Source organism: Streptomyces sp. NPDC055189 (genome assembly GCF_053606765.1).
Window position 1 is genome coordinate 33,180 of record NZ_JBSGSG010000052.1, and the last position, 14,819, is coordinate 47,998.

Below are 14,819 nucleotides of genomic sequence, written 5' to 3' on the forward strand. Positions count from 1 at the left end.
CTTTCCCGGCTCCTACCAGGGCAGGTCGCGCACCTGCTGCACGCACAGGACGAGGAAGAGCAGACCGGCCGCCGCGAGCATCACGTTGCTCAGCAGGCCGTTGCGCCATTCCTTGGGCGTACGCGAGGTGTTGAGCAGCCACAGCAGCGTGAGGGCGAGGAACGGCATGAAGAACGCGCCGAGCACGCCGTACGCGACGACCAGGCCGAACGGCTGGTCCAGGAAGAGCAGACCCATCGGCGGGAAGGTGAGCCACAGCAGGTAGGCCCGGAAGGGGACCGACTTCTCCCGCTTGCCTGCCGCGACCTCCTTGACCATCTCGTCGCCGCCCGCGACGCCCTCGGCACCCTCGTCCGTGGGGGCAGCGCCCGACGTCCGCTCGCGCCGCAGCCGCTCCACGAAGTCCGCGAACATCAGGCTCACGCCGTGCCACACGCCCATCAGCGCGCCGAAGGACGTGGCGAAGAAGCCGATGAGGAAGAGGTTCGCGGTGACCGCGCCGAACTTGTCCTCAAGGACGTTGCCGAGGTCGATGAGGCCCCGGTCGCCGGAGGTGAGGGCGATGTTCGTGGAGTGCAGGAGCTCGGCGCCGATGATCATCATCGCGACGACGAAGATGCCGGTGGTGATGTAGGCGACGCGGTTGTCGAGCCGCATGACCTTGAGCCAGCTGATGTCGGTCCAGCCCTTGGAGTTCACCCAGTACCCGTACGCGGCCATGGTGATGGTGCCGCCGACGCCGCCGATCAGGCCGAGCGTGTAGAGCAGCGAGCCGTCCGGCAGGGCGGGCACCAGGCCCGCGAAGGCGTTGCCGAGGTCGGGGGCGACGCGGATGGCGACGTACACGACGATCAGGAACTTCATGCCGATGACGACCGTCATGGCCTTCTCGAAGACGGCGTACCGGTTGAACCAGACGAAGGCGAGCCCGAGCAGGCCGCAGAGGATCGCCCAGAACTTCAGGCTCGGGCCGTCCGGGAAGAGCGCGACGAGCGGCAGGGCGCTGGACGACATGGCCGTGGCGCCGTAGACGAAGCCCCAGATGACGACGTAGATCGCGAAGTACCAGGTGGTCCACTGGCCGAGGCTGCGCCAGCCCTCGAAGAGGGTGCGGCCGGTGGCCAGGTGCCATCGTCCCGTCGCCTCGGCCAGCGAGATCTTCACCAGACAGCCGATGATCGCGGCCCACAGAAGCGTGTAGCCGAATTTGCTGCCCGCGATGAGCGTCGCGACGAGGTCGCCCGCGCCGACGCCGGTGGCGGCGACGACGATGCCGGGGCCGATGTACTTCCAGCTCGCCTTGCGGAGCCGGGGTGCCGCGTCTCCCGTGGCGGCAGCGTCACTGCCTGTCGTTTCAGCCATGCCGATCAAGAAACCTCATGGCGGCTCATGGCACAAGGGGTTGGCCGAAGACAGCGTTGACCGGAGCATGCCACAGCTCCACGATGGGGCCGCGCAACCCGCACCGCACGCGTCGCACTGAACCACCCCCTCACCCCCCAGGAGACTTCATGCGACTTCGCATACGCGGCAGAAGATCCGCTGCCCTCGCGGCCCTTCTCGCCCTCGCCGTGGCGGCGCCCATCACCGCCAACGCCTCACCGGACCCCACCGACCGGACCGCGCGCGGCACGACCGCGTCCGCCTCCGACAACGAAACGCGCCAGTACGAGATCCCCCTGGGCGACGACAAGGGCGCCCGCACCGCGCTCGCCCGCACCGGCGTCGCCATCGACGAGGTCGACGCCCGCGCGGTGGTCGTCTCGGCCGACGGCCGCGAGGCGGCGGCGCTCCGGGACGCGGGCTACGAGCTCAGGGCCCTGGCCGGACCCCCGAAGCGTACGAACGGCCTGCCGGTGGACGCCAAGGACTTCCCGCCCGCCGACGCGAGGTACCACAACTACGCCGAGATGAACGCGGAGATCGATCAGCGCATCGCGGCCCACCCGACCCTGATGAGCAAGCGCGTCATCGGCAAGTCGTACTCGGGCCGGGACATCGTCGCCATCAAGATCAGCGACAACGTGGGTACGGATGAAGCCGAGCCGGAAGTCCTCTTCACCCACCACCAGCACGCCCGCGAGCACCTCACCGTCGAGATGGCGCTCTACCTGCTGCGCGAGCTCGGCGACGACTACGGCACGGACGCCCGCATCAAGAAGATGGTCGACGAGCGCGAGATCTGGATCGTGCCGGACCTGAACCCGGACGGCGGCGAGTACGACATCGCGACCGGCTCCTACCGCAGCTGGCGCAAGAACCGCCAGCCCAACAGCGGTTCCTCGAACGTCGGCACCGACCTGAACCGCAACTGGGCCTACCGGTGGGGCTGCTGCGGCGGCTCGTCCGGCTCCACGGGCTCCGAGACCTACCGCGGCCCGAGCGCCGAGTCGGCGCCCGAGACGAAGGTCGTCTCCAACTTCGTGCGCAGCCGCGTCGTCGGCGGCAAGCAGCAGATCAAGGCCTCCATCGACTTCCACACGTACAGCGAGCTCGTCCTGTGGCCGTACGGCTACACGTACAGCGACACGGGCCCCGGCCTCACCCGGGACGACCGCGACGCGCACGCCGCCATCGGCCGGAAGATGGCCGCGAGCAACGGCTACACGCCGCAGCAGTCCAGTGACCTCTACATCACGGACGGGTCGATCAACGACTGGCTGTGGGGCAACCAGAAGATCTTCAGCTACACCTTCGAGATGTATCCGTCGTCCGCGGGCGGCGGCGGCTTCTATCCGCCCGACGAGGTGATCGAGCGCGAGACGAACCGCAACAGGGACGCGGTCCTGCAGCTCCTGGAGAACTCGGACTGCATGTACCGGTCGATCGGCAAGGAGCAGCAGTACTGCACCGGTTGACCGGACCGGGTGAAGGGCCGCCGCCGGGCGGCCCTTCACGCGTCAGTCGTCCATGAACACGATCCGCCGCGCCGGCTTCGCCGCGCCCGGCGCCGAGCTGACCGCCGCCCGCCCCGCGGGGACGGCACGCTCGCGGCCCCAGGCCCTGATCTCCTCGATCTGCTCGGGGTTGACCCTGCTCATCGGCACCGTGTTGGCGAAGGTGTCCAGGAGCAGCGACGGCTTCAGGTTGGCGGCGCCGCCGTTCAGGAGCGCCTCGGCGCCCACGTCGTGCAGGGCCGACTCGATGTCGGAGCCCGCGAAGCCCTCGGAGAGGTCGACGAGCCGGTCCACCTGCTCGCTCTCCGGAGCGGTCTTCAGATAGCGGTGGTGGTAGAGGGAGATGATCTCCCTGCGCTCATCGGCGTCGGGCAGGTCCACGAAGAACAGCTCGTCGAAGCGGCCCTTGCGCAGGAGCTCCGGCGGCAGGCTGCGGACGTCGTTGGCGGTGGCGACGACGAAGGCGCGCGACTGCGACTCCTGGAGCCAGAAGAGGAACTGGCCGATGATCCGCTGCGGCACTCCCGTGCCGTCGTCGCGGCCCGCGAGGCCCTTCTCGATCTCGTCGATCCACAGGATGCAGGGCGCCACCCGGTCGGCCATCGCAAGGGCCTCCCGGAAGCGGCCCTCGGACTCGCCCAGGTACTTGCCGTGGATGCTGCCCATGTCGAGGCGGTAGAGCGGGAGCCGCCACTCGTGGGCGATGGCCTTCGCGGAGAGCGACTTGCCGCAGCCGGGCACCCCGACGAGGAGCACCCCGCGCGGCGGCCGCAGCTCGGTACCGCGCAGGTCGGCGTGCATCAGCTCGTGCTTGCGGCGCAGCCACTCGCGCAGGCTGCTCAGGCCGCCGATCGAGTAGTCGCCCTCGCGCAGCGCCACCCGTTCCAGGCCGGTGAGGTCGCTGAAGATCCGGTCCTTGGCCTGGGCGAGGCCGAGGACGTCCGCCTCCTTGATGGAGCCCTTGGCCGCGATGGTCGCCATCAGGTTGACGCACTCGGCCTCGGTGACGCCCCGCAGGAACTCGGCCGCGCGCCGGGCGTCCTCCTCGCTCCACTCGATGGGGATGTGGCCCTTGTGGTCGCCGAGGAAGCTGCTGAGGATGCCGTACATCTCGTCGGCGTCCGGCAGGTCGAGGTGCAGGCTCATGCCGAGCCGCTGGAGGCCGCTCCAGATGGGGGTGTCCGTGATGAGGACGATGCTGCCCATGTTGCTGTCGGCGAGCCGGGCCAGTTCGGCCACGTGCCGGGTGATCGGGGTGTCCGCCTCCAGGCCGTCGGGGTCGACGAACACCACCGTGGCGTTGGCCCTGCTGGTGAACTGGGTGGCGGCGAACTCCATGGCGCCCGTGAGCGACCGGTCGTCCATCACCGGCGAGTTGGTCCGCAGGTCACGCAGGCCGGTGGCCCTGGTGTAGATCCAGAACGGCATGCTGCTGCGGCGCGGCTGGGTGGCGGACTCACGCAGCAGGCGCAGGGCGCGCTGCTGCTCGATGGTGCGCATGCCGATCACCGGTACGCGCGCGGAGATGTAGCTGTCGAGGTGGTGCAGGCTCTCGGCGTAGTTCGACATACGGATTCGGGCCTTCGCGGGAGTGGGCGGGGTGGGCCGGGGGCTGTCGGAAGGGGGCGCCCTTCAGTCGGGGATCACCCGGCGCCGGGGTGCGGCGGCCGGGTCGTACGCCCAGGGGTCCGGGGCGGCGCTCGTGGCGGGGGGTGGCGGGCCCTGGGCGAGGACGCCGGTGAGGGCGTTGTCGCGCAGGGTGCGGCGGCGCTCTTCGAGGAGGCGCGGATCCCCGCCCCGCCGTACCGCGTCGTCGAGGAAGCGTTCCAGCTGGTCCTGGAGCTCCGGGATCTGCCGGTCGACCAGCTCCGTCATGGCCGTGCGCAGCTTCTGCGGCAGCCCCGGGTGGCCGACCAGGGAGCGGATGCTCTGCAGGCCGGTCCTCGCCTGGGCCAGCTCACGGCCGTAGGAGAACTCGTCGTTCGCGGGGCCCATCGCGAGGGCCAGCTTCTGGGCCCACGCCTTGAGCCGCCGGTCGAGCGCGCCGCCGAGGTGGACCGTGAGCCGCTGGACCGTCGCCCCGTCGTACTGCTCCTCGGTGATCGCGGGCAGCGCGGCCGGGTCGACGTCCTCGAAGTCGGCCCAGCGGCGCAGGAACTCGACCCAGACCTGGTAGGCGCCCCCGTCGCCCCACAGTCCGCTCGCGCCCGCACCCGCGCCCGTTCTCGCGCTCACGCCGAGCTTCCGGGGCGCCGCACGAAGGTCTCGCCGGGCGGCAGCGGCTCCCAGTCGGGCAGCTCATCGGCGATCTTGCGCAGCCGGCTCGTGACGCGCTCGCCCCCGGTCCTGCCGGTGGCGGCCCACGGTGACTGGGACTGTCCGCTCCGGCCGTCCGGTGACCGCCGGGGCTGCGGGGGAACGCTCATCACTGGTTCTCCTTGGGGACGGTACGGCCCTCGAACGGCGAGCCGCCGGTGGTCGCGGTGGCGAGTGACGTGATCAGTTCACGGCAGTCCGCGTCCACCAGGTCGGCGGCGCGGTACTTCTCGTACCAGTCGGTCAACTCGGCCGACGCGCCCCGCAGTTGATGGAGCGAGTCCGTCTTGGCGCGCTCCAGGAGCTGCCGTGCGTTGTCCTGGTTGCGCTTGGCGGCCTGCGCGCCGTTGTAGAGGAAGAGCCCCCAGACGCCGCCGGTGACCACGGCGGCGACGAGCGCGAAGCCGATGTGGATCGCCCCGATGAGGAGCAGGATTCCGGCGAGTACGGCGATCAGCGGCGCCACCTTGCGGGCCGTCGGGTACGCGAGCGAGGCGATGAACGGGGCCATGTGCTGGTCCCAGTGACCGGCGAGGGACCTCTCCAGATCGGCGAGGGACTGGATGAACGAGCCTGCCCACGGCGGCAGATGGAAGGTCTGCGCGCCGACGGTGTGCGCCGTGCCGAACTGCGCCGTCACGTCCTGCGGCACCGACGTGCGGTAGTCGCGCGTGAAGCCCGTGTGCGCCTCGAAGAACCACTCGTTGCAGGCGGCGACGGCGAGGCGCTGGGTGGCGGCCGAGGTGCCGATCGCGGTCGGGTTCAGCGCGGCCGTGGTCTGCACCGTCAGATAGTCGAGCGTCTCCTCGTACGAGGCGGAGTCCGCGTCGGCGGCCTTGCGGGCCGCGACGACGTCGCCGTCGTGGCCGACGACCGCGTGGTTGAAGGCGAGGTCGCGGCGCAGGGGCAGCTCTTCGTTGTCGTACTCGGAGACGAGCCGGTCGAGGATGTCGTCCACCGCGTCCTCGACCCGGTCCGACGGCTCGAACTCCCGCTTCATGATGGCCCGGTACTTGTCGAGCAGGGCCTGCTGCGCCCGCGCGGAGCTGTAGGCCGAGTCGAGGTAGGGCCACTGCGGGGAGACCGCGGACAGGCGCGGGAACTCGGCCTTGGATGACGGCTGGCGCAGCGAGTCGATCTCCTCGCGCCACCGCGCGACCTGCCTGGTCCGCGACTCGGCGTCGTCGGCCAGGTGCTCGCGCCAGTTCGCGAGGGTGTCGGTGAGCAGCTCACGTCCTACGAGGCCGAAGGCGCCCTGCGCTATCGACTCCAGGATCACCGCGAACTCACGGCCGAGCGCCGCCGGGTCCTGCGCGAGGAGGTAGTGCCGCAGCCAGCGCACCGCGGACTCCTTGCGGCCCTGGCGGCGCAGCACTAGGGCGAAGAACAGCGCGGTGCGGTCCGGGGAGCGCCGGAAGGCCTCCTCCACGGCACGCTCGCACAGCTGCCGGTCGTCGGCCGACCAGGAGGCGAGCGCCACCAGGGCGGGGGCCAGCCAGTAGCGGGGCGTCTGGATCATCAGCTGGTCGCTGACCATGCGGACGTTGTCCTCGGACACCAGGCCCACGTCGAAGGCCTGGAGCATGCCGACCGCGGTGCGCCGCACCGTCTTGTGGTGGCCGAACTCGTGGTCCACCTGGTCCTGGATGACGCCGATCCGGGTCTCGGCGCGCTGCACGGCGGCGGTGGACTCGGCCTGCTTGACGAACGCCATGAACTCGTCGCGCAGTTGCTGTAGTTCGCTGCGGGTCTGCTGCTGGTTGTTGTCGACGGTCGCCACCTGGCCGGACACCGAGCTGACCTGCTCGCCGAGCCTGACCACGAGGTTGCTGACTTCCTGCACCTGACGGCGCAGCGTGTAGTCCACCTCGGACATACGGGTCTCCGATCACGCTCATCTGTGGTGGTTGGGGCTGCTTCAGGGCTTCGAAGCCTCAAAGACTGCAGGGCTTCAGGGGCGTACGACGGTGCCGTCCGCGAGCACCGGGAGGATCAGGCCGCCGTCGTAGACCTCTACGTAGGCGTATCCGCCGGACCTGACCAGCATCCGGGCCTGCGCGAACGGCTCCGGCATCGGTTCGGCCGGGGCGAAGTGCCGCAGGATGACCTGGAAGAGGTTGAGGACGTGGTCGATGTAGGGCGGGCCCAGGTGGCAGACGGCGACGAGCCCGAGCGGCACGTCTCCGTACGACGTCCGGTACTCCTCGCCGATCCACTCCGCGAGCTGCCGCCGCGCCCCCTCGTCGAGCCCCGCGTCAAGGCGGGTCACGGCGTCCATGAGGGGCCGTGCCCGCGCCCGGTACAGCTCGCGGTGCGCCGGGCCCGCATTACCGGAAGTCCGGCTGGTGCGCTGTTCCTGGCCGAGGCCGGGCGTGAGCTGCTGACCGGTCTGTACGATCCGCCGAGGTCGCTCGATGTGCCCCATGTGTCCCCCGAGAGTCATGGGTGGTGAGCCGGTACGAAGGCCGGCCGAGTGATGCGTGAGGAATCAAGTGTTGCGCGAAGAAGTAAGTGGTGTCTGAAGAATAGTGACGCCACGTCAATAGTGCGACCTGACATGCACATTTGCAGGCCCTTGACCCAACCGCGCCCGTGAGACGCCCTGTTCACGACCAGTGCGGGGGCGATGGCGGGCGTCGGTCGCTGTCAGACTCTCCGCCATGGGGACGATCTATGCGCTCTTGGTGGGCATCAACGACTATCCGCGGCACATGGCGACGGCGCTCACCGGATGCGTCAACGACACCAGGGAGGCCGGGCGGCTGCTCGCGGACCGTGCGGGTGCGACGGCGGACGTACGGGTCCTGCTGGACGCCGATGCCACGACGGCCGCCGTCACGGATGCGATCGAGCGGCATCTGGGGGCGGCGGGGCCCGGGGACACGGCACTGTTCTGGTTCTCCGGGCACGGCACGCAGTCGCGGGCGACGGGTGCGGACCTCCTGATCGAGGCCACGGGCCGCAATCAGGCCCTCGTCTGCGTGGACGGCCCGCTCCCCGACAAGCGTCTCGGCGCGCTGCTCGACGCGGTCGCCGCACGGGGCGCGCACACCGCGGCCGTCCTCGACTGCTGCTACGCCGGGGGCGCGACCCGGGACTCGGAGCTGACGGCGCGCTATGCGCCTGCGCCGGAATCGGGGTGGGACTGGGACGGGGGCCTCGCGGGGGCGCGGGACACCGTGGTTCCCGAGGGGGCCGCGCGGCATGTGCTGCTTGCCGCGAGCAGGCTCGACCAGCGTTCCTACGAGGGCCACTTCGCGGGCCGCAGGCAGGGCGCCTTCACCTACGCGCTGCTCGGCGCCGTACGGGAGGCGGGCCCCGACGCCACCTACCGTGAGCTGCTCGCCGCCGCCGACGCGCGGCTCCAGCGTTCCGGCGGCGGACAGCAGCCGGTTCTCCATCCGGCGGCGCCCGGCGGCGTCGCGGACCTGCCGTTCCTGGGCGGCTCGGTCTCGCGCGCGCCGAGCCCCTACCTGCTGCGGTACGGGACCGAGGGCTGGGAGGTGGACTGCGGCAGCGGGCACGGGCTGCAGGAGGGGGCACAGGCGGGCGCTTCCGGGACCGAGTTCACGGTGCTGCCGGGCGCCGGTGACGGCGGGGTCGTGCGGGCGCGGGCCGTGCACGGTCACCGTACGCTCGTCGATCCCGTGGACTGGGCGCCGGTCGCGTCGCGGGTCTATCCGGTGGCGTTGTCCGCGCTCGCGCTGGCGCCGGCGACGGTGGCGGTCACCGGGGGCGGGGCCGAGCAGCGCGGCACCCTGCGGGAGGTGCTCGCCCCGTCGCCGTTGCTCCGGGTCGTCGACTCGGCCGCGGAGGCCGGGGACCTGCACTTCCGGGTCGAGGCGCGGGGCTCGTCGGCGCATGTGCTGCGCAGGGACGGGTCGCCGTTCGTGGAGCCGCTGCCGCTGGTGGACGCGGGGCGCGTCGCGGACTGCCTGGTCCACCTCACGCGCTGGCATCAGCTCCGGGATCTCACCTCGCGGCCCTCGCTCCTGGACGGGCTCGTGCGGGTGGAGATCAAGCCGTGGGGGGTGCGGGACGAGGAGGGTACGGAGCTGCTGCCGGACGGGGGCGGGGAGATCGTCTGCCCCTACGAGCGGGGGGCCGGTGGGCCGGAGAGTCCGTGGGTCTCGATACGGCTGCACAACCGCTCTCCGGACCGGCCCTTGTGGTGCATGCTGCTCGACCTGACCGACGGCTACCGCAGTGACGCCGAGCTCTATCCGGGGCACTTCATCGCTCCGGGGCACACGGGGTACGCGCTTGACGGGCAGCCTGTGCAGCTTTCGCTGCCGGTGGGGCGGGACGTGGTGGGTGGGGCGAGTGCGCGGGACTGGTTGAAGCTGGTGGTGGCTGAGGGGGAGTTGAATACTGTGCCGTTCCATTTGCCCGCGTGGGGCGCGGGGGCCTCCTCTTCCCGGTCCGGTGGGGTGGCCTCCTCTGTCGATGATGTGCTGCGGCTTTCTGCGGCCCCGGGGGCGGGTGGGAGTCGGGACTTGGGGCGTGTCGGGGGTGGTGGGGTGCCGGGGCTCTGGGCTACTCGGACGATTGCGTTGCGGACTGTTGTGCCGGGGTAGGGCGGCCCTGCGGGGGTTTCCCCAACCCCGCCCCTTCCCATCTGCATCCAATTGCGGCTGCGCCGCGGGCCGCTGGCGCGGGGGCCCTGTGCCTTGTGCGTACCGTCATCACCGGCTCCGCCGAGTTCGTCCTCAAACGCCGGACGGGCTGGACTGGACGGGCTGGAACGGACGGGCTGAACTCGGGGTCACTGACCCAAGTGCGTGAACCCCGCCCACCCGCTCAAGTCGTCCGGGTCCACACTCCCCACCCTCTCCGCCAGCAACGGCGGCAGTCCGGGCGGGAGTTCGCGCTCCGGGTTCAGGATCCACAGTTGTGCCCTGCGCAACGCCCTCGCGGGGGGTTCGCCCTCCTGTCGCAGGAAGTGGTGCGTCAGGAACATCAGTACCGAAGTGGCGTCGTCCGGCACCGGCCACAGCGAGCCGATCACCGACCGCGCGCCCGCCACCAGGAACGCCGTCGAGAGCGTGTACGCCTCGTTGTGGCCTCGTCCCGATACGTGGCTGCGGCAGGCGGCGAGCAGGACAAGGCCCAGGCGGCCGCGGCCCCCGCCGCTCAGCGCCTCCGTCAGTTCCTCGGCCCACAACTTGCCCCCGGAGAGGGAGAGATGCGCGCTGCCCGCCGTCCCTGACCGGCCCGTCACCGTCGCGTGGCAGGCCAGGTGCAGCACCCCGCCGCTGTCCTCCTCGCCCGCCCGCAGCCAGGACACCACCTCCTGCGGAGTGCCCGTACCGTCGGACCGCCCGCCGGAGCGGTCACCGAGGAACTGTCCGTCCGGGTAGAACACCCGCTGTACGGCGTCGGCCTCCTCGCCCGCGTACCGCAGGTCCCCCGTGGGGTTGCCGACGACCAGCGCTCGCCCGGTGTGCGGGACGGCGGTTCGCGCGGCCACGTCGCACAGCAGGCGTGCGGAGGCCGCGTACGAGATCTCCGCGTCCTGCAGTGCGTACCGGCGGCTCCCCGCGTCCGTCCGGTCCCACGCCGCGTGCCAGGGGACGAGGCCGAGCGCGCCCATCGGGACGAGCACCAGGCGCGGCACCCTGCCGGGCTTCCGGGGGGCGGCGAAGGCGTCGAACAACGGGCGCATCGCCGCGTACCAGGCCCAGCCGCAGAGCCGGTCGAGCCGTTCGCGGTGGGGGGGCGCGGCGGGGGCGGGTGCGGGTGGGGCGTAGCCCGGCACCGGGCCCATGTCGCGGGCTCCTTCGCCCGCCGGGGTGTACGTCCTGAGCGGGCCCGCGTCCTCCCTCAGCTTCGGCAGCGGCACGGAGTGCACGTCGCCGCCGTTGGTGACGACGACCGCCGCTCCTCCCCCGTCGTCGGACGCGGGGACCAGGTAGATCAGCGCGTCCTTGCGCAGGGTGCGCAGGGCGGTCGCGATCTCGGCGGGGGTCGGCGGGTCAAGGAGCCGGTCCTGCGGGGTGCCTTCGCCCGGCGGCGCCTCCTCGCCGGTGAGCGCGGCGAGGACGCGACGGCGCAGGGCGCTGGGGACGGACAGGGTCGTCTGCGTGGCGGAGAGCGGATCGGCGGCCTGTTCCGGCGCGCCGCCCACGCCGCTCCACTGGGCCGCCAGGTCCTCGCGGCCGACCGCCGCGAGCCGCTCCGGCACGGTGCTCGACGTGGTCGCCGCGTGCAGGACCAAGCCCCGGCAGGCGTCCAGCGCCCGTACCGCCTCCTCGGGGGCGTTGTCGCGCAGGCACCAGGCGGCGACTTCGAGCGCCGCGCCGGTGGCCTTCTCCGCGGCCTGCGTCGCGTGTTCGGTGCCGGACTGGAGCAGCGCGGCCCAGGCGTGGCCGCGCAGGGCGTCGAGTCCGATGCGGCGTGCGTTCGCGCGGTCGTGGGTGCGCAGCGAGTCACGGTTGCGGTAGGCGCGGGCGAGGCCGAGTCCGGTGGAGGCGTAGAGGCGGTGCTCGGGGCCGCCGACCATGCCGAAGGCGTACTCCAGCATCTCGATGCCCCGGGCGAGGTGGCGGTCACGGGCGCGCGGGTCACGCTGGATCGCGGAGAGCGCGCAGTGGCTGCCGCCCAGGGTGCTGGCGTACCGCAGCTTGCTGTCGCTGCCCTCGTCGACCAGGTCGTGGGCCTCCTGGAGCAGCTCCATCGCCTCGGCGAGGTCGGCAGGGTCCCGGGTCCTGCCCGCCCGTACGAAGCGCGCGATGCCGCTGTCGCCGAGCACCCAGGCACGGTGGTCGCGGGGCAGCCTGGCCGCTTCCCTGCGCAGCCTCGCGGCGGTGGGCCTGCCGACCAGGGGCGGGGCCAGTGGCTCACCGATCCCCTCGGCGAAGTCGTCGCGGACCATCCGGTCGAGTTCGATGAGCGTCCACAGTTCGGCGCGGGACGGGTCGTCGGGGTCGAGCCCGGCGTGCACCTCGATGACGACGTCGATGTGCCGGTCGGCGGCGGCGAGGTCACCGCGCCGGACCGCGGCCTGGGCGTCGAAGGACGCCTGCTGTGCATCCATGACCCGGCGCTTGTGCGGGGAGAGGCCGGGACGGTCGCGCAGTTCGAGCCACTGGGCGCGGGCCGACTCGACGTCGTCCGCGCCGCCGCCGGTCTGCCCCCGGTGGCTCGTGGCCATGATCCTTGCTAGGTCGAGCCCGTGCTCCCCGTCGGCGCCGCCGCCGGCCAGCGCGCCCGCGGCCTGCGCCTGCGCGAAGTGGTCGAGGACCGCGTCCATGCCGCGCCCGGCGCCCGCCATCTCGTCCGTCATCCGGGCGGCACCGGCCGCCAGGTGCGCGGTCGCCTGCCATGCCGGGTCGTCCTTGCCGTGTTCGAGCGCGGCCGCCGCCAGCTCGTCCTTCTGCGCCGCGCTGACGTGGTCGCCGTGCGGGTCCAGGATCCGCAGGTGGGAGAGCAGCATGGCGGCGGCCCTCGCACGGCCGGGGCCCGGTTCCTCCGCGCGCCACCCCGCGTACATCTCGTCGAACACGGCCGCCTGGCGTTCGGGGCTGTAGCCCGCGAAGAGCCCGGGGAAGTCCTCGTCGGCCCCGCCGAAGTCGAGGAAGGTCCGGCCTTCCTCGATGTCGTTGAGCAGATCGCCGTACACGGCAGTGATGTCGTCGCCCGGCGCGGGCTTCGTGCCGCCCTCCTGCTCCCCGCCGTAGAACCGGGCCCAGGCGGCGAGGATCCGCGCCCCCTTGCGTACCTCGGGGAGCGCCTGCTCGTCCGCGAGGGCGAGTGCGGCCGCCTCGGCGACATCGGCGATGCGGCTCGGATCCGGGTCGACGGCGTGGCGGGTCTGCTGGCAGTAGCCGAGGAACAGCGCCGCCGCCGTGACCTTGCCGTCCCGTTCGGGCCGCCACTCGGTGACCGCGCGCCGCATCAGGGCGATGGCCCGGTCGCAGCCCGCGCCGTCGCCCCGGACGCCCGCCCGCTCATAGAGCAGCCGCCCGAATCCGTCGAGCATCTGCGGGAGCAGCTCTTCCTCCATGCCGGGCCTGGCGAGCAGCGCGGTCAGCTCGACCTCGCCCGCCGCCGCGTGCGCGTGGTCCTTCCAGGTGGACCAGATCATGACGCGGACGAAGACGGCCCGGCTTTCCGCCTCCCCGGCCCACCACGGTTCCTCACCGGTACTCCGGCGTGCGTCGCGTACCGCCGTGCCGAACGCCTCGCGGGCCTCCTCCAGTTCGTCCCGGTCGGCGGTGGCTCTGCCGTGCACGAGCAGCGCGATGCCCAGGCTGTGCCGAACGAGCGGCAGGTCGGTGCCGGGCAGCGCGGCTTCGAGCACCGCCTTGTAGTGCGTGACGGAGGCCGCCGCGTCGTCGGTCCCGCCGTGCAGCCCGCAGCGTTCGAGGTGCAAGTAGCCCAGCGCCTCCCACAGGTCGACGGCTTCCTGACTGCCCGCCTCCAGGACCGCGTGGGCGTCGGCGCAGCGGCGCACGGCCTCGTCCAGCAGGGCGGCGCGCTCCTCCTGCGGCGCGTCCTGCGGGGCCTGTGAGTACCGCTCCTTCGCGCACAGGGCGAGCAGGTGGCGGCCCAGTGTGCGCGTCTCGTCGTACACGGGGTCGTCTGCGGAGAGCGACTCGGTCCCGGCGAGCACCGACTCCCAGCACCCTTGCAGGAGTTCGGGCGTCGGGTCGGCGTCGTACTGAAGGGCTCGTACGTGCGCGTGGACGATCCGCCACGCGTGCCAGTCGTCGTCCGCGTCCGGCGTCTCGAAGGCCAGGGCGAAGGCTTCCGCCGCCAGTTCCAGGTCGGCGCCGTCCGGCTCGGCATCGGCCGACAGGTAGATGCGGTAGCTCAGTTCGCCCGCGTACGCGCACAGCGCGGGTGCCTCCGGCGCGTCGGACGGCAGCCGCGCGATGCGGTCGAGGATCTCGTCGCGCTCGTCCTCCAGCTGCGGCTGTCTGTTCTCGTCGAGCACGGTGACCCTTAACTCAGGGCGCGAGGCGCGCGTAGTACGGCTGGAGGACGGAGTTGAGCCAGTGTTCGCCGTTCGCCGTGCCGAAGTCCACCGCGTTGCCTTCCACGACCTCGACGGCTCCCTGCGGGCACCGGTCGGCGAAGAGCAACACCGTACGGTCGCCGGGCTCGCGTTTCGACGACCAGACGAAGCCCTGCGCCCAGGGGTCGGTGTGGTCGCGGATCCAGTGGGCCCAGTCGCGCGTGTACGCGTAGTCGACGGCCTCGGTCTGGACGAGCCAGCTGTCCTGGTGGACGGCGGCCAGGTCCTGTGCGCTCATCAGCGATACGACGGTGACGTCGGTGGTGAGCCGCAGCGTGGACAGGCGCCGCCCCTCGACGCCCACGCGCGGCAGCAGCCGGGGGCCGCCCGCCGGGTCGAACGGCAGGGAACGCAGCAGCGTCTCGCAGACCGCGGCGGCCGGGCTGAGGCCTGCGTAGAGGTAGCCGTAGGGATCGCAGGAGGTGCCGTCGAAGCGGCCGCCGCCGTAGAGGCAGTGCGTGGGGCGCGGGTTGAATCCGGCGGCGTCGCGGCGGGAGGAGTGCACGCGGTGCAGGACCGTGCCGCGTTCCAGGGTGACCTTGGCGGGCGTACCGGTCATGGCTTCGGGCGGGCGGTAGTTGGGCACG

At 72.0% G+C, this 14,819-nt stretch carries 10 protein-coding genes; 2 read left to right on the plus strand and 8 right to left on the minus strand.

Going from position 1 to position 14,819, the window contains the following annotated elements; translation table 11 throughout:
• Nucleotides 1-12: 12 nt before the first annotated feature.
• Complete coding sequence (locus tag ACWFR3_RS29725; protein WP_453737735.1) at nucleotides 13-1,362, minus strand: Nramp family divalent metal transporter; 1,350 nt, start codon at nucleotides 1,360-1,362, stop codon at nucleotides 13-15.
• Between the two features lie 149 nt (nucleotides 1,363-1,511).
• Here ACWFR3_RS29725 and ACWFR3_RS29730 point away from each other — a divergent pair, with 149 nt between their 5' ends.
• Nucleotides 1,512-2,858, plus strand: coding sequence for a M14 family metallopeptidase (locus ACWFR3_RS29730; protein WP_453737736.1), 1,347 nt, complete (start codon nucleotides 1,512-1,514; stop codon nucleotides 2,856-2,858).
• Between the two features lie 42 nt (nucleotides 2,859-2,900).
• On the opposite strand, the gene ACWFR3_RS29735 is transcribed toward ACWFR3_RS29730, so the two are convergent.
• The 5 genes from ACWFR3_RS29735 to ACWFR3_RS29755 all read right to left on the minus strand — a co-directional run bounded on the left by ACWFR3_RS29735 (nucleotide 2,901) and on the right by ACWFR3_RS29755 (nucleotide 7,638).
• A complete protein-coding gene (locus tag ACWFR3_RS29735; RefSeq protein ID WP_453737737.1) occupies nucleotides 2,901-4,466 on the minus strand; it encodes an AAA family ATPase in 1,566 nt (521 codons plus the stop codon).
• 63 nt (nucleotides 4,467-4,529) lie between these two features.
• Nucleotides 4,530-5,132: a hypothetical protein gene (locus ACWFR3_RS29740; RefSeq protein ID WP_453737738.1), complete on the minus strand. Its 603-nt coding sequence runs from the start codon at nucleotides 5,130-5,132 to the stop codon at nucleotides 4,530-4,532.
• Nucleotides 5,129-5,323 carry a hypothetical protein gene (locus tag ACWFR3_RS29745; RefSeq protein ID WP_453737739.1) on the minus strand — a complete coding sequence of 65 codons (195 nt, stop codon included), beginning with the start codon at nucleotides 5,321-5,323 and terminating at the stop codon, nucleotides 5,129-5,131. Before ACWFR3_RS29745 ends, ACWFR3_RS29740 begins: the two co-directional genes overlap by 4 nt.
• Nucleotides 5,323-7,089, minus strand: coding sequence for a hypothetical protein (locus ACWFR3_RS29750; protein ID WP_453737740.1), 1,767 nt, complete (start codon nucleotides 7,087-7,089; stop codon nucleotides 5,323-5,325). The genes ACWFR3_RS29745 and ACWFR3_RS29750 overlap by 1 nt, the downstream gene beginning before the upstream one ends.
• A gap of 75 nt (nucleotides 7,090-7,164) precedes the next feature.
• Nucleotides 7,165-7,638, minus strand: coding sequence for a hypothetical protein (locus ACWFR3_RS29755; RefSeq protein WP_453737741.1), 474 nt, complete (start codon nucleotides 7,636-7,638; stop codon nucleotides 7,165-7,167).
• 235 nt (nucleotides 7,639-7,873) lie between these two features.
• Between ACWFR3_RS29755 and ACWFR3_RS29760 the strand changes: the two genes are divergently transcribed.
• Complete coding sequence (locus ACWFR3_RS29760; RefSeq protein ID WP_453737742.1) at nucleotides 7,874-9,790, plus strand: caspase family protein; 1,917 nt, start codon at nucleotides 7,874-7,876, stop codon at nucleotides 9,788-9,790.
• A gap of 188 nt (nucleotides 9,791-9,978) precedes the next feature.
• Here ACWFR3_RS29760 and ACWFR3_RS29765 read toward each other — a convergent pair whose 3' ends face one another.
• Both ACWFR3_RS29765 and ACWFR3_RS29770 read right to left on the minus strand, forming a co-directional pair.
• Nucleotides 9,979-14,151, minus strand: a complete 4,173-nt coding sequence (locus ACWFR3_RS29765) for a CHAT domain-containing protein (protein WP_453737743.1) — start codon at nucleotides 14,149-14,151, stop codon at nucleotides 9,979-9,981.
• Nucleotides 14,152-14,164: 13 nt separating this feature from the next.
• Complete coding sequence (locus tag ACWFR3_RS29770; protein WP_453737744.1) at nucleotides 14,165-14,818, minus strand: RES family NAD+ phosphorylase; 654 nt, start codon at nucleotides 14,816-14,818, stop codon at nucleotides 14,165-14,167.
• Between the last annotated feature and the right edge of the window lies 1 nt (nucleotide 14,819).

Excerpts from the sequence above, each read along its gene's own strand:
- ACWFR3_RS29745 (WP_453737739.1), bottom strand. The coding sequence starts at position 5,323 with ATGAGCGTTCCCCCGCAGCCCCGGCGGTCACCGGACGGCCGGAGCGGA.
- ACWFR3_RS29750 (WP_453737740.1), bottom strand. The coding sequence starts at position 7,089 with ATGTCCGAGGTGGACTACACGCTGCGCCGTCAGGTGCAGGAAGTCAGC.
- ACWFR3_RS29755 (WP_453737741.1), bottom strand. The coding sequence starts at position 7,638 with ATGGGGCACATCGAGCGACCTCGGCGGATCGTACAGACCGGTCAGCAG.
- ACWFR3_RS29730 (WP_453737736.1), top strand. The coding sequence starts at position 1,512 with ATGCGACTTCGCATACGCGGCAGAAGATCCGCTGCCCTCGCGGCCCTT.
- ACWFR3_RS29760 (WP_453737742.1), top strand. The coding sequence starts at position 7,874 with ATGGGGACGATCTATGCGCTCTTGGTGGGCATCAACGACTATCCGCGG.
- ACWFR3_RS29735 (WP_453737737.1), bottom strand. The coding sequence starts at position 4,466 with ATGTCGAACTACGCCGAGAGCCTGCACCACCTCGACAGCTACATCTCC.
- ACWFR3_RS29725 (WP_453737735.1), bottom strand. The coding sequence starts at position 1,362 with ATGGCTGAAACGACAGGCAGTGACGCTGCCGCCACGGGAGACGCGGCA.